Source organism: Candidatus Avoscillospira sp. LCP25S3_F1 (genome assembly GCF_052117125.1).
GTDB lineage: Bacteria > Bacillota > Clostridia > Oscillospirales > Oscillospiraceae > Avoscillospira_A.
Genome location: NZ_JBQKJT010000011.1, coordinates 24,076 through 48,244 on the forward strand (window position 1 = coordinate 24,076; position 24,169 = coordinate 48,244).

General features: G+C 57.6%; 21 protein-coding genes. 20 read left to right on the top strand and 1 reads right to left on the bottom strand.

The annotated features are described in order from the left end of the window. Positions 1–64 precede the first annotated feature (64 nt). On the top strand, positions 65–628 hold the full coding sequence (locus ACTQ33_RS11020) for a putative ABC transporter permease (RefSeq protein ID WP_441464736.1): 564 nt from the start codon (positions 65–67) through the stop codon (positions 626–628). After that, entirely contained in the window at positions 625–1,110 is a 486-nt protein-coding gene (locus ACTQ33_RS11025; protein ID WP_441464643.1) for an HD domain-containing protein, read from the top strand. Before ACTQ33_RS11020 ends, ACTQ33_RS11025 begins: the two co-directional genes overlap by 4 nt. A 130-nt stretch (positions 1,111–1,240) precedes the next feature. Here ACTQ33_RS11025 and rpmB read toward each other — a convergent pair whose 3' ends face one another. Further along, positions 1,241–1,429 carry a 50S ribosomal protein L28 gene (gene rpmB, locus ACTQ33_RS11030; RefSeq protein WP_441464644.1) on the bottom strand — a complete coding sequence of 63 codons (189 nt, stop codon included), beginning with the start codon at positions 1,427–1,429 and terminating at the stop codon, positions 1,241–1,243. Positions 1,430–1,680: 251 nt separating this feature from the next. On the opposite strand from rpmB, the gene hprK reads away from it, so the two are divergent. The 18 genes from hprK (at position 1,681) to polA (ending at position 24,169) form a co-directional block, all read left to right on the top strand. Continuing rightward, positions 1,681–2,628, top strand: coding sequence for an HPr(Ser) kinase/phosphatase (gene hprK / locus ACTQ33_RS11035; RefSeq protein ID WP_441464645.1), 948 nt, complete (start codon positions 1,681–1,683; stop codon positions 2,626–2,628). 134 nt (positions 2,629–2,762) lie between these two features. After that, on the top strand, positions 2,763–3,662 hold the full coding sequence (gene murB / locus ACTQ33_RS11040; RefSeq protein ID WP_441464646.1) for a UDP-N-acetylmuramate dehydrogenase: 900 nt from the start codon (positions 2,763–2,765) through the stop codon (positions 3,660–3,662). 11 nt (positions 3,663–3,673) lie between these two features. Next, a complete protein-coding gene (rapZ, locus tag ACTQ33_RS11045) occupies positions 3,674–4,534 on the top strand; it encodes an RNase adapter RapZ (RefSeq protein ID WP_441464647.1) in 861 nt (286 codons plus the stop codon). A gap of 12 nt (positions 4,535–4,546) precedes the next feature. Then, on the top strand, positions 4,547–5,557 hold the full coding sequence (locus ACTQ33_RS11050; RefSeq protein ID WP_441464648.1) for a gluconeogenesis factor YvcK family protein: 1,011 nt from the start codon (positions 4,547–4,549) through the stop codon (positions 5,555–5,557). An 11-nt stretch (positions 5,558–5,568) separates the two neighbouring features. Continuing rightward, the gene (gene whiA, locus ACTQ33_RS11055; protein WP_441464649.1) at positions 5,569–6,462 is read left to right on the top strand and encodes a DNA-binding protein WhiA; all 894 of its coding nucleotides are present in this window, start codon (positions 5,569–5,571) and stop codon (positions 6,460–6,462) included. Between the two features lie 13 nt (positions 6,463–6,475). Then, on the top strand, positions 6,476–9,937 hold the full coding sequence (locus ACTQ33_RS11060; RefSeq protein WP_441464650.1) for a DNA polymerase III subunit alpha: 3,462 nt from the start codon (positions 6,476–6,478) through the stop codon (positions 9,935–9,937). A gap of 61 nt (positions 9,938–9,998) precedes the next feature. Next, on the top strand, positions 9,999–11,339 hold the full coding sequence (locus ACTQ33_RS11065; RefSeq protein ID WP_441464651.1) for a hypothetical protein: 1,341 nt from the start codon (positions 9,999–10,001) through the stop codon (positions 11,337–11,339). Positions 11,340–11,353: 14 nt separating this feature from the next. Further along, the gene (locus ACTQ33_RS11070) at positions 11,354–12,043 is read left to right on the top strand and encodes a response regulator transcription factor (RefSeq protein ID WP_441464652.1); all 690 of its coding nucleotides are present in this window, start codon (positions 11,354–11,356) and stop codon (positions 12,041–12,043) included. A 34-nt stretch (positions 12,044–12,077) separates the two neighbouring features. Continuing rightward, the gene (locus tag ACTQ33_RS11075; RefSeq protein WP_441464653.1) at positions 12,078–13,496 is read left to right on the top strand and encodes an ATP-binding protein; all 1,419 of its coding nucleotides are present in this window, start codon (positions 12,078–12,080) and stop codon (positions 13,494–13,496) included. Between the two features lie 33 nt (positions 13,497–13,529). Continuing rightward, complete coding sequence (locus ACTQ33_RS11080) at positions 13,530–14,495, top strand: DUF1385 domain-containing protein (RefSeq protein ID WP_441464654.1); 966 nt, start codon at positions 13,530–13,532, stop codon at positions 14,493–14,495. After that, positions 14,489–15,361 carry a peptide chain release factor N(5)-glutamine methyltransferase gene (gene prmC, locus ACTQ33_RS11085; protein ID WP_441464655.1) on the top strand — a complete coding sequence of 291 codons (873 nt, stop codon included), beginning with the start codon at positions 14,489–14,491 and terminating at the stop codon, positions 15,359–15,361. The genes ACTQ33_RS11080 and prmC overlap by 7 nt, the downstream gene beginning before the upstream one ends. Continuing rightward, entirely contained in the window at positions 15,362–16,468 is a 1,107-nt protein-coding gene (recA, locus tag ACTQ33_RS11090) for a recombinase RecA (protein WP_441464656.1), read from the top strand. Continuing rightward, positions 16,458–17,090: a regulatory protein RecX gene (locus tag ACTQ33_RS11095; protein ID WP_441464657.1), complete on the top strand. Its 633-nt coding sequence runs from the start codon at positions 16,458–16,460 to the stop codon at positions 17,088–17,090. Before recA ends, ACTQ33_RS11095 begins: the two co-directional genes overlap by 11 nt. Before the next feature lies 1 nt (position 17,091). Then, positions 17,092–18,429, top strand: coding sequence for a 30S ribosomal protein S12 methylthiotransferase RimO (gene rimO, locus ACTQ33_RS11100; protein WP_441464658.1), 1,338 nt, complete (start codon positions 17,092–17,094; stop codon positions 18,427–18,429). Then, on the top strand, positions 18,426–18,938 hold the full coding sequence (pgsA, locus tag ACTQ33_RS11105) for a CDP-diacylglycerol--glycerol-3-phosphate 3-phosphatidyltransferase (RefSeq protein ID WP_441464659.1): 513 nt from the start codon (positions 18,426–18,428) through the stop codon (positions 18,936–18,938). The genes rimO and pgsA overlap by 4 nt, the downstream gene beginning before the upstream one ends. A gap of 332 nt (positions 18,939–19,270) precedes the next feature. Then, positions 19,271–19,900: a serine O-acetyltransferase gene (gene cysE / locus ACTQ33_RS11110; protein ID WP_441464660.1), complete on the top strand. Its 630-nt coding sequence runs from the start codon at positions 19,271–19,273 to the stop codon at positions 19,898–19,900. Positions 19,901–19,946: 46 nt separating this feature from the next. After that, positions 19,947–21,392 carry a cysteine--tRNA ligase gene (cysS, locus tag ACTQ33_RS11115; protein ID WP_441464661.1) on the top strand — a complete coding sequence of 482 codons (1,446 nt, stop codon included), beginning with the start codon at positions 19,947–19,949 and terminating at the stop codon, positions 21,390–21,392. A 260-nt stretch (positions 21,393–21,652) separates the two neighbouring features. Further along, the gene (gene polA, locus ACTQ33_RS11120) at positions 21,653–24,169 is read left to right on the top strand and encodes a DNA polymerase I (RefSeq protein WP_441464662.1); all 2,517 of its coding nucleotides are present in this window, start codon (positions 21,653–21,655) and stop codon (positions 24,167–24,169) included.

The following is a 24,169-nucleotide window of genomic DNA, read 5'->3' on the forward strand; positions in this document are numbered from 1 at the left end:
CTAGGGGCGGCAGCGCCGGGTCTCTGCCTGCCGTCCGTCGTAAAAGGTGATAAAATTGAGGACCATGTTTTATCCGGAGGCCGTGTCGCTCTCGGTGCTGATCAACGTGTTCTTTCTTTACAGCTTTTTGGGATGGCTTATGGAGTGCATCGTCATTCGCCGGGAAAAGGGCCATTGGGAAAACCGCGGCTTTGCCCACAGTCCCTTCTGCATTATCTATGGTTTTGGTTCCATGCTGGGCTATGCGGCGCTGAACCCGCTGGCGGACAATCTGGTGCTGCTGTTTTTTGTCGGCGCTCTGACGGCCACGGGGTTTGAATACCTGGTGGGTCGGGCCATGCAGCGGCTGTTCGGAGATTTCTGGTGGGACTATTCGGAGAAGAAATTCAACTACAAAGGCATTCTCTGCCTGGAGAGCACCATGGGCTGGGGACTGCTGGCGCTGTTTGTCATCCTGTTTTTGCATAAAACAGTGTTCTGGCTGGTGCTCCATCTGTCGGAGCGGACCAGTTGGTGGCTGTCCTTTGCGCTTAGTGTGATCTATCTGGTGGATTTTATTGTCAGTGCCAAGAAGGCCCGCCGGGAATTCCGCGGCGGGCTGGAGATGGGGAAGGAGGAACGGTTTTGAGTGTACGGTTGCCGCAGGACCTGCTGTACCGCGCCGCCATTGCCGACCTGTGGGAGCATGAGGCAGTGCAGTCCATGGCGCAGTTTATGCAGCACGGAACTACCAGCTGTTTGCACCACTGTGTCAACGTGTCCTATCTCAGTTATTGCTATTGCCGGGATCGGGGACTGGATGCCCGTGCAGCAGCCCGGGGCGGGCTTCTGCACGACCTGTTCCTCTACGACTGGCATACTTACCGCCCGGCCAAAGGAGAACTGCTCCACGGTTTTGAGCACCCGCGTAAGGCGCTGCACAATGCCCGGAAGTATTTCGATCTGACGCCGGTGGAAGAGGATATCATTCTGCGCCATATGTGGCCGCTGACCCGCAATCTGCCGGCCACGGCCGAGGGCAGAGTGGTGACCATGTTTGATAAATACGTCAGTCTCATGGAAACATTCCGTGTACCGGTGCGGATTCCCGCGCCGCTGGCGGAAGCTTAACTCCATACCATTCAAAAGCGGACCGCAGAGGCGGCCCGCTTTTCTGTATGGTCCAATCTGCAATTGACGGGAAGGAAAAAAGAAAAGCAGACCATCTTTCGATGATCTGCTTGACTTTTTGGGTGTGTGATTACACAGCGCGCTCGACCTTGTTGGAGCGCAAGCATCTCGTACAGACGTAAACATGGCGCGGAGTACCGTCAACAATCGCCTTGACGCGCTTGACGTTGGGCTTCCACATCCGATTGGAACGTCTGTGGGAGTGGGAAACCTTAATTCCGAACGCAACACCCTTGCCGCAAATATCGCACTTAGCCACTGGCTGCACCTCCTTGCCATGAAAAAATTTAACGCTTTGACACGCAGTAAATATGTTATCAGATTTTAAGTGAAATTGCAAGAGTTTTTTGCAAGATTTTTGTCTTATTTTTTCAAAGGGATTGGTTGCGAAATAGTGTGGTACACGGTATAATAAGAACAATCACTCCGCATGGTGAAAAAAACCGGGTTTTTGGCGGTCTGCTGTACCCGTAAGAAGATTGTTGAGAAAATTTATGAGGTGAGAAGATCATGATCCATTCTTACAGTGTTGCGCTGACGCAGCTGGTGAAGGAATTTAATTTGCGTCCCATTCATAAGGCTACCGATTATGAACAGATCAACATCACGGTGGACGATATCAGCAGACCCGGCCTGCAGCTGGCCGGTTATTTTGACCATTTTGAACCCATGCGCCTACAGGTCATCGGTACGGTGGAGACCACCTACCTCAACAAGCTGTCGGGGGACGAGCGCCGCAGCATCTTTGACCGATACTTCTCCTACAAGATTCCGGCGCTGATCATTTCCCGCGATCTGGACCCTCTGCCGGAGTGTCTGGAGATGGCGGCCAAGCATGACATTACCATTTTGCAGGGCAGCGAGACCACATCGTACATCGTCTCCAGCCTGATCTCCGCTCTGAAGGTCTATCTGGCGCCCCGGATTACCCGTCACGGCGTCCTGGTGGAGGTTTACGGCGAGGGCCTGCTGCTGCTGGGCGAAAGCGGCATCGGTAAGTCCGAGGCGGCGGTGGAGCTGCTCAAGCGCGGCCACCGGCTTATCGCCGACGACGCCGTGGAGATCAAAAAGGTCTCCTCCAGGAAATGTTTTGGTACGGCGCCGGAGCTGATCCGGCACTATATCGAGCTGCGGGGCATTGGCGTCATCAATGTGGCCAAGCTCTTCGGTATGGCTGCGGTCAAGGACAGCGCCGACATCGACCTGATCATCAACATTGTTCCCTGGCGGGACGGCGAAGCCTATGACCGTCTGGGTCTGGAGAACCAGTATACCGATATTCTGGGCGTCAAAATTCCGTCCCTGACCATTCCCATCACTCCGGGCCGGAACCTGGCGGTGATTCTGGAGGTGGCTGCCATGAACAACCGTCAAAAGAAGATGGGTTACAACGCCGCCGCTGAATTTACAGAGCAGATCAATAAGCATTTCGATTCTTCCTTCGGCCAGAGTTTCTAAAAATTTCCCGGGCGTCCGTTTACGGATGCCCGGTTTTTGTCTGCTTTGGCTATTTGCAAGGAGGCGGACATATGATATGATTAGAATTCTAAGAAACCAGCGCCGCCGGAGCGGCAGAGAGGAGCCAGTGAAGTATGGGTGCAGAATGGATTACCGCCCTGCAAACAGCGTGTCCCGAAGTGGAGGTGCGTCCGGGGGAGCCCATGGCGGAGCATGTGTCGTTTCGACTGGGCGGACCAGCGGCGGCCATGGCCTTTCCCAATAGTGAGGAACAGGTCCGGCAGCTGCTGGCGTTCTGTGACGCACGGAAGATCACGCCCCTGATTTTGGGCGCCGGCACCAATGTGCTGCCGCCGGACGGCGGTCTGGAAACGCTGGTCCTCTGTCTCAAGGGCGGTCTGATGACGCTGGAGCGGCAGGGGGACTGCATTGTGGTGGGGGCAGGTGTCACCATGGCCCAGGCGGCGGCCTTTGCTGCCGACCAGGGATTGGCAGGACTGGAATTTGCCCACGGCATCCCTGGCACCATGGGCGGCGGCGTCTATATGAATGCCGGAGCCTACGGCGGCGAGCTGTGCCGGGTCTGTGTGGAGACAACCGTGCTGCGGAACGGCGCCTTTGTCACTGTGGCAGGGGAGGACCAGGGGTTCTCGTACCGCCACAGCACCTTCCAGGACGACGGCAGTGTGATTCTGCGGGTCGTCTGCCGTCTGACGCCGGATGACCCGGAAGCCATTCGGGAACGGATGCGGGAACTGGCCCAACGGCGGCGGACGTCCCAGCCCCTGGAGCTGCCCTCGGCTGGCAGTACCTTCAAGCGGCCTGTGGGCGGTTACGCCGCGGCGCTTATTGAACAGGCGGGCCTCAAAGGCTTCCGCGTGGGCGGTGCGTCGGTGTCCACTAAGCACGCCGGTTTTGTGGTCAATGACAACGGCGCGACCTGTGCCGATGTGCTGGCCTTGATTGCCGCTGTGCAGAAAAAGGTATTGGAACAGTCCGGCATCCAGCTGGAGCCGGAAGTGCGGATTTTGTGAGGTGACAGAGCATGCAATTTCTGATTGTATCCGGTATGTCCGGCGCCGGTAAAAGTAAAGCGCTGGATTGCCTGGAGGACCTGGGATTCTACTGCGTGGACAATATGCCGGAGGATTTGATTCCTCAGTTTGCCCAGCTGTGTATGGCCACCAAGTCCAAGTTTGAAAAGGTGGCCCTGGTCACCGACATCCGCAGCGGCCTGACCTTTGACGGCTTGTTTATGGCGCTGGATTCCCTGGAAAAAATGGAGTGCGACTACGCCATTGTCTTTGTAGAGTGCTCCAAGGAGACGCTGGTCAAGCGCTACAAGGAGACGCGGCGCAAGCACCCATTGACCAAGGACGGCACGGAACTGCTGGCTGCCGTGGAACGGGAGCAGAAGCTGCTGGAGCCCATCCGCAACCGGGCCAATTACATTATTGACACCACCAACCTGTCAACGGGCAAGCTGCGGGGCGAGCTGGTGAACCTCTTTGCCGGGGAACAGCGGGACCACGCCATGACGGTCAACGTCATTTCCTTCGGGTTTAAATACGGCCTGCCCATGGACGCCGATCTGGTCTTTGATGTGCGGATGCTGCCGAATCCCTACTATATTGCAGAGCTAAAACGCCGGACCGGCCTGGAAAAGCCTGTGCGGGACTTTGTTTTTTCCTACCAGCAGACGCTGGACTTTATGGAAAAGCTGGAGGACCTGATGAGTTTTTCCCTGCCCCTCTACGTGGAGGAGGGCAAGACCAATCTGGTCATCGCCATCGGCTGCACCGGCGGCCATCACCGGTCTGTGGCCGTAGCCAAGGAGCTGGGCGACCACATCGCCCGACTGGGCTTTGTGACCACGGTGGGGCATCGGGACATCTCCCGGGAGTGACAGGAGGCGTCTATGCGGTATTTTGATGAATCGGTCCGGGTCTACGTGCCCGGGCGGAATAATCCCAAGGTGGTCTGTATCGGCGGCGGCCATGGCCTGTCAGCCATGCTGCGGGGTCTCAAGCGCCATACCCGCAACATCACCGCCATTGTCACCGTGGCAGACGACGGCGGCGGCTCCGGTATGCTGCGGGAGGATTTGGGAATGCCGCCTCCCGGCGACATCCGCAACTGCATTCTGGCGCTGGCCAACACGGAACCCACCATGGAAAAGCTGCTGAACTACCGGTTCTGTGAGGGATCGCTTTGCGGCCAGAGCTTTGGCAATCTGTTTCTGGCGGCCATGAACGGGATTTCTGACACCTTTGACGAGGCAGTGAACCGCATGGGTGAGGTTTTGGCCATCACGGGCCGGGTACTGCCGGTGACCAATCAGGATGTCCATTTGGAGGCGGAGTTTGAAAACGGAAGCCGCGTCCTGGGTGAGAGTAAAATCTTTTACCATAAAAAAGAAAACGACTGCCGCATCACCCAGGTGCGTCTGGTGCCGGAGCATCCCCAGGCGCTGCCGGAGAGTTTGGAGGCCATTGCCGACGCCGATATGATCGTTATGGGGCCCGGCAGTCTCTATACCAGCATCATTCCCAATTTCCTGGTGGACGGCATAGCCGAAGCCGTGGCGGCGTCTCCGGCCTGTAAAGTCCTGGTTATGAACATCATGACCCAGGAGGGAGAGACCGAGGGGTATACGGGCGCGGACCATGTGCGGGCGCTGCTGCGCCATGGCGGCCCCAATATTATCGATGTGTGCGTGGCCAACAGCACGCCGGTGCCGGAGGATGTGTCCGACGCCTACCGGGTGGAGGACGCGGAGCAGCTGATCCTGTGCCGGGAGGAGATCGAAGCCATGGGCATTCAGGTCCGGTGCCACCCGTTGCTGGCCATGGGCCAGCGGGCCCGCCATGATTCGGCGGCCCTGGCAACGGTGCTGATGGATGTGCTGCGGAACTACGCCGTTGGATAGGGGGGAACGCCATGTCCTTTGCATCCAATATCAAGCAGGAGCTGTGCCGCCATCCGGTCCAGAAGCGGTGCTGTGCTGTGGCCGAGGCTTTCGGCATTCTGCTCTATGGCAATACCTTTACGCCGTCCTTAATCAAAATTGTCACCGAGAGTGCAGACTTTGCAGAACGCCTGCCGAAAGTGTTCCGCAAGGCGTTCAATCTGCGCTTTGACAGCGAACCGGAGGAAGGAACCGGCAAACGGACCTTCCTGATCACGGACCGGGAGAAGATCGACCGGATTTTTGAGACCTTTGATCTGGTAGCCGGGGAGAGCGTGACGCTCCACGTCAACTACGGCATGTTGGAGGAGGAATGCTGCCGCAACGCCTTTCTGCGGGGGGCGTTTCTGTCCGGCGGCAGCGTCACGGACCCGGAAAAACGGTATCATCTGGAGTTCTGTACCACCCATCAGAAGGTGGGGTTGGAGACGGAGGCGCTGCTGTTGGATATGGGGTTTTATCCCAAGGACACCCTGCGTAGCGGCACTTGTGTCATCTATTTCAAGCAAAGCGACGCCATCGCTGACGTTCTGACCTATTTGGGCGCGCCGGTGGGCGGCATGGCCATTCTGGAAGCCAAGGTGGAAAAGGAACTGCGCAACGGCGTCAACCGCCGGGTTAACTGCGACACGGCCAATCTGACCAAGGTGGTGGACGCGGCCCAGGACCAGATTGCCGCCATCCGCCGTCTGGAGGAGACGGGGCAGCTGGATCAGCTGCCGGAGAAGCTGCGCCAGACGGCTAAACTGAGGGTCCAGCACCCGGAGGCCACGCTGTCGGAACTGGCTGGTATGTTGGAACCGCCCCTGACCAAATCGGCGTTGAATCACCGCATGAGAAAACTGATGGAATTGTCAAAACAGTGAAAGGAAGTTGTCTATGGCATTCGTACACCTCCACGTCCATACGGAATACAGTCTCCTGGACGGCGCCTGCCGGATTGGCCGCATGATGGAGCGGGTCAAGGAGCTGGGCCAGGAGGCCGTGGCCATTACGGACCACGGCGTCATGTACGGTGTCATTGACTTTTACCGGGCGGCCAAGAAAGCCGGCATCAAGCCCATCATCGGCTGTGAGGTCTATGTGGCCCCCCGGAGCCGCCACGACAAGGTCCACGGCACCGACAATGAGGCGTATCACCTGATACTTCTGTGTATGAATGAGACGGGCTACCAGAATCTCAGCTACATGGTGTCCCAGGGCTTTCTCGATGGTTTTTACGGCAAGCCCCGTGTGGATATGGAGCTGCTGCGGGCCCACAGTGAGGGGCTGATCTGTCTGTCGGCCTGTGTAGCGGGCCAGGTGCCCCAGCTGCTGCTCCATGACAACTACGAAGCCGCCAAGGCCAAGGCCCTGGAGTTTGCAGCGATTTTCCCGGGCCGCTACTATCTCGAATTGCAGGATCACGGCCTGGAGGTCCAGACCCGTGTCAACCAGGGCATTCTGCGGCTGGCCAAGGAGACGGGCCTGCCTCTGGTGGCGACCAACGACGCCCACTATCTGCGCCGGGAGGAGAGCGAACTCCAGGATGTACTCATGTGTATTCAGATGCAGAAAACCGTGGAGGACCAGGACCGGATGCGCTTTGAGACGGAGGAATTCTATCTCAAGAGCGAGGAGGAGATGGCATCCCTCTTTCCCAATGTGCCGGAGGCCCTGGAAAACACGGTGCGCATTGCGGAACAGTGCAACATGGAGTTTACCTTCGGCAATTACCATTTGCCGGAATTTAAGCTGCCCCCCGGGGAGACCAATGTGGGTTATTTCCGCAAGCTGTGCCTCCAAGGCTTTGCCAAACGGTACCCCAACCCCACGGAGCAGCATAAAAACCAGCTGGAATATGAGATGCAGATGATCGAGAAAATGGGCTATGTGGACTATTTTCTCATTGTGGCGGACTTTGTGGACTTTGCCAAGCGGTCCGGCATTCCCGTGGGGCCGGGCCGCGGCAGCGCCGCCGGCGCCATCGTGTCCTATTGCCTGTTTATCACCGATCTGGACCCCATGCAGTATGGTCTGGTGTTTGAACGGTTCCTGAACCCGGAGCGGGTCAGCATGCCCGATATCGATATGGACTTCTGCCAGGCCCGCCGGGGCGAGGTCATTGACTACGTCATGGAAAAGTACGGCAGCGACCATGTGGCACAGATTGTCACCTTCGGTACCATGGCCGCCCGGGCGGCCATTCGGGACGTGGGCCGGGCCATGAATTTTACCTACGCGGAGACCGACGCCGTGGCCAAGCTGGTACCCACGACGCTCCATATCACCATTGAGGAAGCGCTGAAGGTCTCGCCTCAGCTGAAAGCCATGTATAACGGCGACGACCGTATCCGCCGTCTCATCGATATGGCTCAGGCGTTGGAGGGAATGCCCCGCAACACCTCCACCCATGCCGCCGGCGTGGTCATCACCAAGCTGCCGGTCTATGACTATGTACCGTTGGCCCGCAACGACGATACCATAGTCACCCAGTTTACCATGACAACGCTGGAAAAGCTGGGCCTTTTGAAAATGGATTTTCTGGGCCTGCGGAACCTGACGGTCATCGACGACGCACAAAAGCTGATTCGGCTCCGGGAGCCGGACTTTTCCATTGAAAAGGTGGCCGACGGGGACAAGCTGACCTATGCCATGCTGGCCGAGGGCAAGACGGCCGGTGTGTTCCAGATGGAGTCCGCCGGGATCACCGGCGTCTGCGTGGGCATGAAGCCGGAGTCCATCGAAGACCTGACGGCCATTGTGGCGCTGTATCGTCCCGGCCCCATGGACTCCATCCCCAAATTCATCCGCTCCAAGCAGAATCCCAAGACCATCACCTACCGCCATCCCAAGTTGGAGCCCATTTTATCGGTCACCTATGGTTGTATCGTATATCAGGAACAGGTCATTGAGATTTTCCGCCAGTTGGGCGGCTACACGCTGGGACAGGCCGACAATATGCGCCGGGCCATCTCCAAGAAAAAACAGGCAGTCATTCTGGAGGAGCGGAAAGCCTTCGTCTATGGCGATGCGGAACGGGGCATTCCCGGCGCCATCGCCAACGGGGTAGAGGAGAAAATTGCCCAGGAAATCTATGATGAAATCCTGGATTTTGCCAACTATGCGTTTAACAAGGCCCACGCCGTCTGTTATGCGCTGATCTCCTATCAGACCGCTTATCTCAAGGCTCATTATCCCAGAGAGTACATGGCGGCTTTGATGACGTCGGTGCTGGACAGCGCCACCAAGATTTCCGGCTATATCGCCGAGTGCAAAAACCTGGGCATTTCGGTGCTGCCGCCGGATATCAACGAGTCCTATGACAATTTCACGGTTGTGGATGGGGGCATCCGCTTTGGGTTGGCCGCCGTCAAGAACATCGGCCGGGGGTTCATCCGGCTGGTGGTCAAGGAGCGCCAGAGCGGCGGCCCGTTCCGCAGTCTGGAAGACCTGTGCAGCCGCCTGTACAGTACCGACCTCAACAAGCGAGCCTTGGAAAACCTCATCAAATGCGGCGCCCTGGATAGCTTGGGGCTGTATCGTTCTCAGATGCTGGCCATACACGAGATGGTGCTGGATGCGGTGACGGCAGCCAAACGGAAAAACCTGGACGGTCAGCTGGGTATGTTCGATTTGGGCGGCAGTCAGGAGGATGCGTTGCCGTCGGTGCCGGTGCCGAAGATTCCAGAATTGAGTGCCCAGGAGCGTATGAGTTACGAAAAGGAGACCACGGGCCTATATTTGACGGGCCACCCCATGGACGAGTACCGGACTCGGCTCCGGGGCGCTTCCGTGGTGGCGTTGGGCTCCATCATGGAGAGCTTTGCCGACAATACCGGCGCGTTCCAGGACGAGCAGCAGGTGGTGGTGGCCGGTGTGGTCCAAGCCGTCAAAATGAAAACCACCAGAAACAACTCCATGATGGCCTATGTGACGTTAGAGGACGATACAGCGTCCATGGAGCTGCTGGTCTTTTCCAATGCCCTCAGTGAGTACGGTGGTTTTCTGGCGGAAAATGCCGCCGTGGTGGTCTGGGGCAAGCTGTCGGTGCGGGATGAAAAGGAACCGCAGATGATTCTCAACCGCGCCCTGCCCATCGAGGACTATCAGCCGGACACCACACCGCTTCCGGCGGCCGCACCGGTGGCCGCGGGCAAGCTGTACGTGCGGCTGGACAGTGAGACGGCGCCGGTGTATCAGAAAGTGCGGGCTGTGCTGCAAATGTTCCCCGGAATCATGCCGGTAGTACTCTATTTTGCGGATACCAAACAGCGGCTGGCCGGTACCTGCCTGCCGGACCCGGACCTGTTCCGGGAATTGCAGGAACAATTGGGCGGGGAAAACGTCGTGATAAAATAGCTGCAATTTTAGAAAAAGTGTGGTATAATCAAACGGATATGGGAAAGGAGGCAGACGGAATATGGTAAAAAAAGCAATTTTGTTGACACTGCTGGCCTGTGCCATGGCGCTGGCCCTGTCCGGCTGCCTGTTTCAGGGTACGGAGGAGCTCTACGCCCTGCCCAAGCAGTCGGAGGAATACTACGAACTGCAATCGGAGATTGAACTGCTGTTGACGGATCAGACCTCCTACGCCGCCCCCACCTCCGGCACCAACCAGCAGTCGGTACAGCTGGCCGACCTGGACGGCGATGCGGAGGACGAGGCCATTGTTTTCCTGCGGACCACCGGCGAAAAGCCTCTGCGGGCCTACATCTTTGACCGTATCGGTGAGGATTTTCGCAATGTGGCTGTCATTGAGGGCGACGGTAGCAGCTTTGCCAGTGTGGAATACGTACAGATCGACGGCCAGCCGGGTTTGGAAATGGTTCTGGGCCGCCAGATCAGCGACCAGGTGCCCCAGGCCCTCAGCGTCTACGCGCTGCGGGATAACCGGGTGGTGGAGCTCATGAGCGCCAACTACAACGAGTACACCACGGTGGACCTGGACCGGGACGGCAAGATGGACATTTTCCTGCTGCGGTTCAGTACAGAGGTCCGGTCCGGTGTGGCGGAGTATTACCACCATACGGGCAGCCAGATCGAGCGGGCTCCGGAGTCCCTGTTGTCCACCGGCGTGGAGAATGTCCGCCGCATCAGCACCGGCTATGTAGATACAGGCGTTCCAGCGGTGTTTGTGGCCAGTATGTACGATGAAAACAGCGTGGTCACCGATATTTTTGCCCTGCGGAACGGAGCCTTTGTGAACATCACCGCCGAGGGGGCCAGCGGTACCAGCGCCCAGACGGTCCGCAACTACTACGTCTACGCCGCCGATATCGACAACGACGGCCTGATTGAATTGCCTCAGCCCAAGCAGCTGCCCCAGGCGGAGACGGCGGCGGAAGACGAAGCCTACTGGCTCATCGATTGGTACCATCTGTCCATCGACGGCCAGCGGGAGAAGAAACTGACCACCTACCACAACTATTCCGGCGGATGGTTTCTGGTGCTGCCGGAGGAATGGGAGGACCAGCTGACGATCACCTACGATGCGGAAGAACAGGGTATTCACGGCTATACCTTCCACCAGTGGAAGGGCTACGGCCAAGAGGCGGAACCCATTTTCACCATTTACGCCTTGTCCGGCGATGACCGGAAGGCAGTGGCATCCAGCGATGGCCGCTTCCCGCTGGGCGACAAGGGCGATGTGACTTACGCCGCGTCCTTCGGTACGTCGGAGTTGGCCGACGATCTGACGCAGGCGGATTTAGTGGGCATGTTCAAGTATATTCAGATTGACTGGAATTCCGGTGAGGTATAAGGAGGAACAGGGAAATGAAAAAGGTATTGATTATGGAGGATGAGGTCAGCATCCGCAGCTTTGTGGTCATCAATCTCAAGCGGGCCGGGTACGAGGCCATTGAGGCCAGCAACGGCGCAGAAGCCCTGGAGCAGCTGAAAAACAACCCGGACATTGGTGTTGCCATCCTCGATATCATGGTACCCGGCGATATGGATGGATTTGAGGTCTGCCGCACCATCCGCACCACCAACAAGTCCATTGGCATCATTATGCTGACGGCCCGGACCCAGGAGATGGATAAGGTCACGGGGCTGATGACTGGCGCCGACGACTATGTGACCAAGCCCTTTTCTCCGGCGGAGCTGACGGCCCGCATCGACGCCCTGTACCGCCGCATCGGCGGGGACGGCGGCGGGGACGGCACCGAGCAGCAGCAGGGACCCTTTGTCCTCAACACCCGCAACCGCACTTTGGACAAGAACGGCAAGCGCATCAAGCTGACCCAGGTGGAGTACTCCATCATGAAGCTGTTTATGCAGAATCCCGGCCGGGCTCTGTCCCGGGAGGATATCCTTACCAGCGTATGGGGCCGGGATTTTGACGGAGAATTGAAGATCGTGGATGTCAATATCCGGCGGCTGCGCATCAAGATCGAAGATGATACGGCCAACCCCACCTATATCACCACTGTGTGGGGCTTCGGCTATAAGTGGGGCGCGTGACGGCCCATAGAATGGAGAGAAGGGAGGGGACCGGATGAAAAAGATAGCCGGCATCCAGAAACGCTGGATTGTCAACAACCTCAGTATTGTCATTCTGCTGGTGATTGTCTGCATTGTCGTCGTGTCCCTGTCCTTCACCACCTACTACTATTCCAGCATGCAGTCGGGATTGGAGTCCAAGGCCAAGACCACCACGGACTTTTTCAGCAACTATATCGGCCAGAGCTATGGGGAGTATTACCAATCCTGCATACTGGTGGCCCAGACCTTTGAGGAAAAAGATACGCTCGAGCTGCAATTTATCAACCTCAGCGGCCGCATTGTGGCGTCCTCCTATGGCCAATGGGGCGGTGCAGACCCACAGACGCCGGAAATCCAGGAAGCCATTGCCACCAAGGAAATGCGGCCCTATGTGGGTAAAAACCCCAGCACCGGCGAGCGGATTATGGCGGTGTCCAGTCCCATGATCTATACCAACGGCGAGGTCATCGGTGTTTTGCGCTTTGTCACCAGTCTGAAAAACGTGGACCGGCAGCTGATGATTATTACCGGGCTGGCGGTGCTGGTGGGATTGATCTTTATCGGTCTCATTATGTACAGCAGTAAGTTTTTCATCCGCTCCATCATCGGCCCTGTGGCGGAGATCACCGCCACGGCCAAGCGCATCGCCGCCGGCAGCTACGGCGTACAGATTCAAAAGAAATTCGACGATGAAATCGGTGAATTGGCCGATACCATCAATGACATGTCGGTGAAAATCGGCCAGACAGAGAAAATGCAGTCGGAGTTTGTGTCTTCTGTGTCCCACGAGCTGCGCACGCCCCTGACGGCCATTTCCGGCTGGGGGGAAACGCTGCTGTCGGCGGAGACCATGGACCCGGTGGAGACCCGTCGGGGCATGCTGATCATCCTCAGCGAGACCCGGCGGCTCACCGCCATGGTGGAAGAGCTGCTGGAGTTCACCCGTATGCAGGATGGCCGGTTCACCCTCAATGTGCAGCCTGCCGATCTCCGGGCGGAGTTTGAGGACACGGTCTTTATGTACGGCAGCCGCTTAAAACAGGAGGGTATCACGCTGGAATACCTGGAAAACGACGACGAAATTCCGGAGATTCCCTGTGACGTGGCACGGCTGCGGCAGGTGTTTCTCAATATTCTCGACAATGCCGCCAAGCACGGCGGCCAGGGACAGCGGATTACGGCGTCCATTTCCTATGAAGAGGGGTTTGTGGTCATTCGCATTCGGGACTTTGGGCCCGGTATCCCGGAGGACGAGCTGCCCCATGTGAAGATGAAATTCTACAAGGGCAGTTCCACGGCCCGCGGCAGCGGCATCGGTCTGGCAGTCTGTGAGGAGATTGTCACAATGCACGGCGGGACCCTGACCCTGGAAAACGCCGACGGCGGCGGCACCCTGGTGACGGTGCGCATTCCCGGCGGGGAAGCAGTATAAATCGAGCCGCTCCGGGCGGCGCAGGAGGCATCCATGGCAAAACAAAAGGAAACACAGGGCTGCTGTGAGCAGTTCAAAACATTGATCGGCGGACAGGCCCTGATTGAAGGCATTCTCATGCGGGGGCCAGACAAACAGGCCATTGTGGTTCGTTCCAAGGACGGCCTGGTAAAAAAGGTCGATGAGCTGAAGCTGACGAAAAAGCGTTCGGCCCTGGCCAGACTGCCGTTTATTCGCGGCATTTTCACCTTCGGCGGCTCCATGGTCAATGGTATTCGGGCGCTGCTGTTTTCTGCCGAGTATTTTCCCGAGGAGGAGGGCGGCAGCGGCGAACCTTCCAAGCTGGAACGCTGGATTGAACAGCATTTCGGATCGGAAAAACTGGAACAGTTTATTATCTATTCGGCGGCGGTTCTGGGCATTGGACTGTCGGTGGGACTGTTCATTCTGCTGCCCACCCTGATCAGCGGCTTGATTCCCGGCCTTTATGATAATCATATGGCCCGGAATCTGGTGGAGGGTCTGCTGAAAATTATCATTTTCATGGGGTACATGATTCTGGTGTCCCAGATGAAGGATATGAAACGGGTGTTCAGCTATCACGGTGCGGAACATAAAACCATCCGCTGCTACGAGGCCCGGCTGCCCCTGACCGTGGAGAACGTGCGGCCCATGTCCCGGTTCCATCCCCGCTGCGGTACCAGCTTCCTGTTGGTGGTGGTCTGTATCAGCATTCTCTGCGGCACAGCCATCCAGGTCAGCAATACGCTGCTGCGAATGGGCCTGCACCTGTTGATGCTACCGGTCATTGTGGGCATCAGCTATGAGATCAACCGTTTTGCCGGCCGCCATGACAACTGGTTCACCCATATGCTGTCGGCTCCCGGTATGGCGATGCAGAAGTTTACCACCCAAGAGCCAGACGACTCCATGATCGAGGTGGCCATTGAGGCCATGCGGGAGGTCATTCCCGAACAGGAGGGAGAGGACCAGTGGTGAAAACATACAGTGAATTGTACCATGAGGTTCGACACGCCCTGTTTGAGACCCAGGGCGCCGACGCCTCCCAGATTGCACGGGAGTTGGTCTGCGCGGCCTCGGGCTTGCCCATTTCAGAGATTGTCTCCGGCCGCACCACCCACGCCGATACGGCGGCGACGCAGAAGCTGCAAAACTATGTGGAGCGGATTCAAAACGGGGAACCGCTGGCCTATGTATTGGGGGAATGGGATTTCTGCGGTATGACGCTGACCGTGACCCCGGATGTGCTGATTCCCCGGGATGACACCATGGCGGTCACGGAACTGGCTATGAAAAAAGCCATGTTTCTGTCTCAAAACCCGCGAATTCTGGATTTGTGCGCCGGCAGCGGGTGTATCGGCCTGGCCCTTGCCCACCGGGTCAAGGATGCCCGGGTGACCTTGGGTGAGCTGTCTCCGGCAGCCATCCGCGTGGCCAAGAAAAACATTGTGGACCAGCGGCTCACAGGCCGCGTCAACTGCATCACTGTCGACGCCATGAAACCGGCGTCGAAGTTTTTGGGCACCTTTGATATGATCGTGTCCAATCCGCCGTATGTCACCGATGCGGAGTACGAGCGGTTGGACCCGTCGGTAAGGGACTTTGAGCCCAAGATGGCCCTGGTGGGCGGCCCCGACGGCCTGGATTTCTATCGGGCCATCGTCAAGAATTTTTCGTCGGCGCTGAAGCCCGGCGGCTACCTCTGTTTCGAATTCGGCATGGGACAGCATGATGCTGTCCGGGAGATTTTGGAGCAGCACAGATACACTGTACTGCAAATGCGCGAGGACACGGGAAATATTATCCGCGCCGTGCTGGCACAGTACAAAGGAGAGGAAACATAAATGGCAAAGGCAAAAACCCCCTATGAGAGCCCCACGCCGGCCAGCGACAAGAAAAAGGCCCTGGAGACGGCTCTGCACCAGATTGAGAAGAATTTCGGCAAGGGCGCGGTGATGCGCCTGGGCGACAAGCCGGAAATGGTGGTGGATGCCATCCCCACCGGTTCTCTGGCGCTGGATGCCGCCCTGGGCATCGGTGGTGTGCCCCGCGGCCGGATCATTGAGATTTACGGCCCCGAGTCCTCTGGTAAAACCACCCTGGCTCTGCACATATTGGCCCAGGCCCAGAAAATGGGCGGCGAGGTGGCCTTTGTAGATGCGGAGCACGCGCTGGACCCGGAGTATGCGGCGGCCCTGGGCGTGGACATTGATTCCATGCTGGTGTCCCAGCCGGACACCGGCGAACAGGCGTTGGAAATCACCGACGCGTTGGTGCGTTCCGGTGCGGTGGATGCCATCGTGGTGGACTCCGTGGCGGCCCTGACGCCCCGGGCGGAAATTGAGGGTGAAATGGGCGACAGCTTTGTGGGCCTCCAGGCCCGTCTCATGTCTCAGGCATTGCGGAAGCTGGCCGGTACCATCGCAAAGACCAACTGCGTCGTCATTTTCATCAACCAGATTCGTTTGAAAATCGGCGTCATGTACGGCAACCCCGAAACCACCACCGGCGGTAACGCGCTGAAATTCTACGCTTCGGTGCGCATCGACATTCGTCGGGTGGAGGCCATCAAGGATGGCAGCGATATCATCGGCAACCGGACCCGGGCCAAGATCATCAAAAACAAGGTGGCGCCGCCGTTCCGGGAGGCCATCTTTGATATCATGTACGGCGAGGGCATTTCCAAATATGGTGAAATGATCGACTTGGGTGTGCAGCTGGAGCTGGTCCAGAAGAGCGGCAGCTGGTTCTCCATCGGCGAGGAGCGCATTGGCCAGGGCCGGGACAACGCCAAGCAGTATCTCATTGACCATCCGGAACTGACGGAGCAGCTGGAAAAGGGCATCCGGGAGAACTTCTATAAACTCCAGGGCGCACGGCCCAGAACGCCGCTGCGTCCGGCGGAGAAACCCGTGGACGTGAGCGCCGACGATTTCAACGATGAAGATTGAGGCATTGCGGGAGCCGACGGTCCGGGGCGGACGGTACACCGTCACCCTGGACGACGGCCGCCGCCTGCGACTGGAACAGGCCACCGTGGGGGAGTTCTCCCTATATCCGGGCCGGGAAGTCACGGCGGAAGAGCTGGACCAAATTCGGGCTGCCAATCAGCGGGCTTCAGCCAAGGCCCGGGCTGTCCGCATCATCTCCGCCACCAATGTGTCCAAAAAGGATTTGGAACGGCGACTGGTGCAAAAAGGAGAGACGCCGGAGCTGGCCTCCGAGGCCGTGCAATGGCTGACAGACCTGAACCTGCTGGACGATTTGCAGACGGCCCGGCAGCTGGCCCAGTCGGCAGCCCGCAAGGGCTATGGCGCCGCCCGTATCCGGCAGATTCTCTATCAGAAAGGCATCGACCGACAGTTGTGGGACGAGGCTATGGAGGAACTGCCGGAGCCGGATGACGCCATTGACCGGTTTCTGCGATCCCGCTTCAAGGGGGAGAAGCCCGACGAGCGGGAAACGAAACGGGCTGTGGATGCCTTGCTGCGCCGCGGCCACCGCTGGGCGGATATCCGTTCGGCTATGGCGCGTTATACCGACGCGCTCAACGATATCATGGAGGAATTTTAATATGTCCTATTCCGTTGGTTTTGTGTCCCTGGGCTGTGCCAAGAACCAGGTCAACACGGAGCAAATGATCTATTTGCTGCGGGAGGCCGGCTATTCCATTTCCGAGGTCCCCGATCAAGTGGATTTGGCGGTCATCAACACCTGCGGCTTTATTGACGCGGCGAAATCCGAGGCCATCGAGAACATCCTGCTGCTGGCCCAGGCCAAGGCAGAGGGCCGCGTGGGCAAGATTCTGGTGACGGGCTGTCTCAGCCAGCGCTACCAGTCGGAGATTCTGGAAGAGATGCCCGAGGTGGACGGCGTCCTTGGTACCGGCAGCTACAGCGATATTGTGGAGGCCGCCAACCGGGTTCTGGACGGGGAGGAGCATCTGCAATTCTTCGGCAACATCAATGAGACTGAGGAACCGCAGCGGATTCTCACCACGCCGGAGCACTATGCCTATCTGCGGATTGCCGAGGGCTGCGACAACCACTGTGCCTTCTGCATCATCCCCAAGCTGCGGGGCAAGTACCGCAGCCGCCCCATGGAGGAACTTATCGACGAGGCACGCTCCCTGGCGGCATCCGGCGTCAAGGAACTCATTGTCATCGCCCAGGATACCAGCCGCTACGGCATCGACCTGTATGGCGAGCGGCGTCTGGATGTGTTGTTGGAGGCCCTATGTAAAATCGAGGGCTTCACCTGGATTCGGATTCACTATCTGTACCCCGATGAGATGTCCGACAACCTCATTGACGTCATCGCCCGGGAACCGAAGATTGTTAAATATCTTGATATTCCCATCCAGCATGTCAACGATGCCATTCTCAAGCGTATGAATCGCCGGGGCGACCATGCGTATCTGGACCAGCTGTTTACGAAGCTGCGGGAGCGGATTCCGGGCCTGGTACTGCGGACCAGCCTTATTGCCGGTCTGCCTGGCGAGGGCGAAGCGGAGTTTGAGGAGCTGTGTAACTTCCTGCGCAAACACAAGCTGGAGCGCGTCGGCGCGTTTGTGTTCTCTCCCGAGGAGGGCACCGCCGCCGCCCGCATGGAGTACCCTCCCACGGAGGTGGCTCAGCAGCGGGCCGAGTTCCTGGCGGAACTGGAATCCCGTGTCATCGACGAGTACCACGACAGCCGCATGGGCCAGAAGGAGTTGGTGCTCTGCGAGGGCTACAGCGAAGAGGACGAGGCATACTTCGGCCGCAGCTACGCCGAGTCCCCCGACATTGACGGGAAAATATGGTTCACCTCGGAAACACCGGTGGTCCCCGGCCAGTTTGTCACCGTGGAACTGGAGGACGTGGTGGACGGCGAGCCGGTGGGCACCGTCTGTGAGGAGGAAACACTGTGACAACTGCATCCAAATTGACGCTGCTGCGTGTCGTCATGATTCCGGCTTTTATGGCCGTCTTCCTGCTGGGCTATCATTGGGCGGCCCTGGCCATCTTTATTCTGGCCAGCGTTACCGACTTTGTGGACGGCTATGTAGCCCGCCACTACAACCAGGTCAGCGACTTCGGCAAATTCCTGGACCCTCTGGCCGATAAGCTGCTGGTGACTTCCGCCATGCTGATTTTTGTCCAGTGGGGAAGAATGCCTTCCTGGGCTGTTATGCTGGTGCTGACGCGGGAATTTGCCATCAGCGGTCTGCGGATGGTGGCGGCTTCCAAGGGTACCGTCATGGCCGCTGCCTGGAGCGGCAAGATCAAGACGGCCAGCACCATGGTGGGGCTGTGTTTGATGATGGTCTTTATGAACACACCGCTGCTGGATACCGTTGTCACCTGGGTCATTGTAGTGACCACTCTGTACTCCGGTATTGAGTATTTCGTCAAGAACTGGAAGTGCCTTGGCCTCTAAGGAACAATATCAAACCATGGTGTCTGCTGCCCGAAAACAGGAATGACTCTTGACACCTTTTACGATTGATGGTAATATACTGATACTGAATTGAATATCGCGTTGATCGAAAAGAGTAACGGCAACGAAGCGATAGAGAATCTCCGTCATCGGCTGGAAGCGGAGAGCGTGGACTGCTGTGAACGTGCGTTCGGGAGCGAGGGGAGACCCCGTCAGGGCTGCGTTATGCCCAAAGTAAGAAATCAGAGTGGAACCGCGAGCAATTCCTGCCCGCCTCTTGAGAACTTGTTCAAGAGGCGGGCATTTTGTATGCGGCGATCGGGGAGGACTTTATGCATTTGATCGAAGATATCCAGGCCTACCGCAAAAATGACCCGGCAGCCCGCAGCGTGCTGGAGGTGCTGCTGCTTTATAACGGACTCCACGCCACAATTCAGTATCGGATTGCCCATTGGTTTCATCAGCACAAGCGGTATTTCATTGCCCGGTGGATTTCTCAGATGACCAAGTGGTTCACCGGTATTGAAATCCACCCGGCTGCCAAGATTGGGCGGCGTTTGGTCATTGACCACGGCACAGGCATTGTCATCGGCGCCACCACGGAAATTGGCGATGATTGCCTGCTGTACCAGGGCGTCACCTTGGGCGGTACCGGCAAGGACAAGGGAAAGCGGCATCCCACCTTGGGCAATAATATCATGGTGGGCGCCGGAGCCAAGGTCCTGGGACCTTTCAAGGTGGGGAACAACGCCCGCATTGCCGCCAATTCCGTGGTGCTGCGGGAGGTGCCGGAAAACGCCACGGTTGTCGGCGTGCCGGGCCGGATTGTCAAAATCAGCGGTGAAAAACTGGACCACATCCACACACCGGACCCCATGATGCTGGAGATTGAACGGCTCCAGAAGCGTCTCAGCCGTCTGGAAAAGATGCTGGGCGACGAAGATGACCGCCGCTGTGACTAATACAAACAGAAACGGTTACCATACCGTCCTATAGGAGGAACTGACCATGTATCTTTATAACTCTGCCAGCCATAACAAAGAGGAATTCGTTCCCAACCATCCCGACATTGTCAAAATGTATACCTGCGGTCCCACAGTGTACCACTTTGCCCACATCGGCAATCTCCGCAGCTACATTATGGAGGATGTGCTGGAGAAATATCTGCGCTATCAGGGCTACAATGTGAAGCGCGTCATGAATATCACCGATGTGGGCCATCTCAGCTCCGATGCCGACACCGGCGAGGACAAGATGCTCAAGGGCGCCAAGCGGGAGCATAAGACCGTCATGGAGATCGCTCAGTTTTATACGGATGCCTTTTTCTCCGACTGCAAAAAGCTGAACATCAAGCGGCCCGACGTGGTGGAGCCTGCCACCAACTGCATCGCGGAGTATATCGAAATTGTCTCCAAGCTCCTGGAAAAGGGCTACGCCTACGAGGCCGGCGGCAATGTCTATTTTGACACTGCCAAGCTGGACCAGTACTATGTCTTCAACGACCATGACGAAGAGGACTTGGCGGTGGGCGTCCGGGAGGGCGTGGAAGAGGACACCAGCAAGCGCAACAAAAACGACTTTGTTCTCTGGTTCACCAAGTCCAAGTTTGAGGACCAGGCTCTCAAGTGGGATTCTCCCTGGGGCGTGGGCTATCCCGGCTGGCATATTGAGTGCTCCGGCATCAGCATGAAGCACCTGGGCGAGGACCTGGATCTCCACTGCGGCGGCATCGACAACGCTTTTCCCCACCATACCAATGAGATTGCCCAGTCCGAGGCCTACTTGGGTCACCACTGGTGCAACTACTGGTTCCATGTCCACCACCTCAACACAAACACCGGCAAGATGTCCAAGTCCAAGGGCGAATTTCTGACGGTTTCTCTGCTGGAGGAGAAGGGATATGACCCGCTGGCCTACCGCCTGTTCTGCCTGCAATCCCACTACCGCCGCAGCCTGGTCTTTTCCTGGGAAAACCTCGACAATGCCATGACCACCTACCAGAAGCTGATCAACAAAATCGCGGCTCTGGATGACAGTGACAAGACGGTGGACCAGGCCCAGTTTGACGCCCTCAAGGAGAAATTCAACAATGCGCTGAGCAACGATTTGAATACGTCTCTGGCTATCACCGCTGTTTATGATGTACTGAAAGCCAAGACCAACGACGGTACCAAACTGGCTCTGCTGGGCGATTTTGATAAAGTCCTGAGTCTGGATCTGTTGGAAAAGGCAGCCGCCAAGCGGGCTGAGCAGGCCAAAACCAAGACGGCTACCACCGGTGGCTATACCATCCAGGGCGAGGGCGACCCGGCCATCGACGCTTTGGTGCTCCAGCGGGCCGAGGCCAAGAAAGCCAAAAACTTCGCGGAGGCCGACCGCATTCGCGACGAGCTGAAAGCCCAGGGTATCGAGATTATCGACGTACCCGGCGGCGCTCAGTGGAAAAGCATCTAAACCTTAAAAGTTTTACGCGATTTTTTTTCAAAAATCGCGGTTTCCAAAGGCAGAGCCTTTGGCCGCCCGCCGCAGCGGGCGAAATTCCCATGCGGCCTCAAGCGCCCGCCGCAACAGGCGCAACTCCCGCGGCAAAGCCGCAAGCCTGCCGTCTCCACCCTAACATGGGTGGCAGACGGCAGGCTTTTTCTGCTTGCCAGGTGGAAAAACAGTAAAATCCGTGGTATACTGTACCGTATGATATAAAGGGGGTTCTACCCATGAAGCTGATGATTTTGGACGGCAACAGTGTCATCAACCGGGCCTTTTACGGCATCCGGCCACTGACCACCCGGGAGGGATTATACACCAACGCCGTCTATGGATTTTTGAATATTCTCCATAAATTTATGGGGGAGGAGCGGCCCGACGGTGTCTGTGTGGCCTTCGATTTGAAAGCACCCACGTTTCGGCATTTGCAGTATGAGGGCTACAAGGCCACCCGCCACGGCATGCCCGACGAGCTGGCCCAGCAGATGCCCGTTATGAAGGACGTTTTGCGGGCCATGTCCATTCCCATCTACGAACAGGAAGGGTGGGAGGCCGATGATATTTTAGGCACTGTGGGCCGTATCTGCGCGGAGTCCGGCTGGGAGTGCGTCATCCTGACCGGTGACCGGGACAGTCTCCAACTGGTGGACGACCATGTGACCGTGCGGTTGGTATCCAGTAAAGCGGGCCAGACGTTGGCTACCCGCTATACGCCGGAGACCTTCCGGGAGGAGTACGGCTTTGACCCCATCCGGCTGGTGGATTGCAAGGCCCTCATGGGCGATTCCTCCGACAATATCCCCGGTGTACCCGGTGTGGGCAAGAAGACAGCGGGGGACCTGCTGGCGGCCTTCGGCAGTCTCGATGCCATCTATGACCATCTGGACAGCGACGCCATCAAACCGGCGGTGAAAAAGAAGCTGGAAGCCGGAAAGGATTCGGCCTACCTGTCTTATGATCTGGCCACCATTCGCAAGACGGCACCCATCGATTTTGTACCGGCGGACAACGTCTGTAAGCCCGTGGACAAACCGGCCTTGCGGGCGCTGTTTGAAAAGCTGGAGTTTGTCCGGCTTATGGACCGCTATGGCCTGTACGAGGTGGAAGAAACGCCGCAGCCTGCGGAAGAGACTGCCGCCGTGTGTACGCTGGAGTGTTTGCCGCCGGTGGGGACGCCCTGTGCTGTGGTGCTGGACGGCGATCAGGCGGCCATTTCCACCGCTGACGGCGTCTGTATCGCGGAGATTTCCAGCTGTGCGGAGTTGCTGACGGCAGAGACGCCGAAAGCCTGTGCCGATTACAAGACGCTGTGGCATCAGTTGGACCGATTGGGGCTGCCCAAGGACGGCTTTGTGTTTGATGTGAGTTTGGCGGGATACGTCCTGGACCCCTCGGACAATCGGTACAGCCCGGACGAGTTAGCCAAACGCTATCTCAACCAGGAGAGCCAGTCAGAGAGCCTGTCCGACCGTGCCGCCGCCGTGTTTGCTCTGTGGAAGCCGCTCCAATCTCTTATGGAAGAGCAGAATATGACCATCCTCTATGAGACGGTGGAGTTTCCTCTGTGCGCCGTTCTGGCCCGTATGGAGCGGGAGGGCATCGCCGTGGATCGTATGGCGCTGCTGGCCTTCGGCAACCTGCTGACGGAGCGTATCAACGCCCTGACAGAGCAAATCTACGATATGGCAGGGGAGACCTTCAACATCAATTCCACCCAGCAGCTGGGCGTCATACTCTTTGAGAAGTTGGGCCTGCCGCCGGTGAAGAAGACGAAGACCGGCTACTCCACCAATGCGGAGGTTCTGGAAAAACTGAAAAACAAGCATCCCATCATCGAGGCCATCATGGACTATCGTATGGTGACAAAACTCAATTCCACCTATGCCGAAGGACTGATCAAGGTCATCGGCGAGGATGAGCGGATTCACACGACCTTTCAGAACATGGTTACAGCCACGGGACGGCTGTCGTCCACGGAACCCAATCTCCAAAACATCCCTGTTCGCACGGAGCTGGGCAGCGAAATCCGTAAAATGTTTGTTCCGAAAGATGGCTGTGTACTCATTGATGCCGACTACTCCCAGATTGAACTGCGGGTTCTGGCCCATATCGCCAATGACAAGATCATGCAAGAGGCGTTCCGCAGCGGCGAGGATGTTCACCGGGTCACAGCGTCCCAGGTCTTCGGCGTGGCGCCGGAGGACGTTACCAGTTTGATGCGCCGCCATGCCAAGGCCGTCAACTTTGGAATCGTTTACGGAATTTCCGATTTTTCCCTGGCCGACGATATCGGTGTGACCAGAAAAGAGGCCAAGGCCTATATTGAGAGCTATCTGGAGAAGTACGCAGGTGTCCGGCAGTATATGCACGACGTGGTGGAGCAGGCAAAGGCCGACGGCTATGTGACAACCTTAATGGGCCGCCGCCGCTATTTGCCGGAACTCAAAAGCAAAAACTTCAATCTCCGCTCCTTTGGAGAGCGCTGCGCCATGAATACTCCCATCCAGGGTACTGCCGCCGATATCATCAAGCTCGCCATGATTCAGGTGGATGCGGCTTTGGCAAAACAGTATCCCCGGGCAAAACTGGTTTTGCAAGTCCATGACGAACTGATTGTCGAGTGTCCCGTGGAACAGGCCGACGGGGTGAAGCAGCTGGTGGAACGGGAGATGGAACAGGTGATGGAACTGCGGGTGCCTCTGCTGGCCGAGGCCAAAAGCGGCGCTAGCTGGTATGAGGCCAAGTGA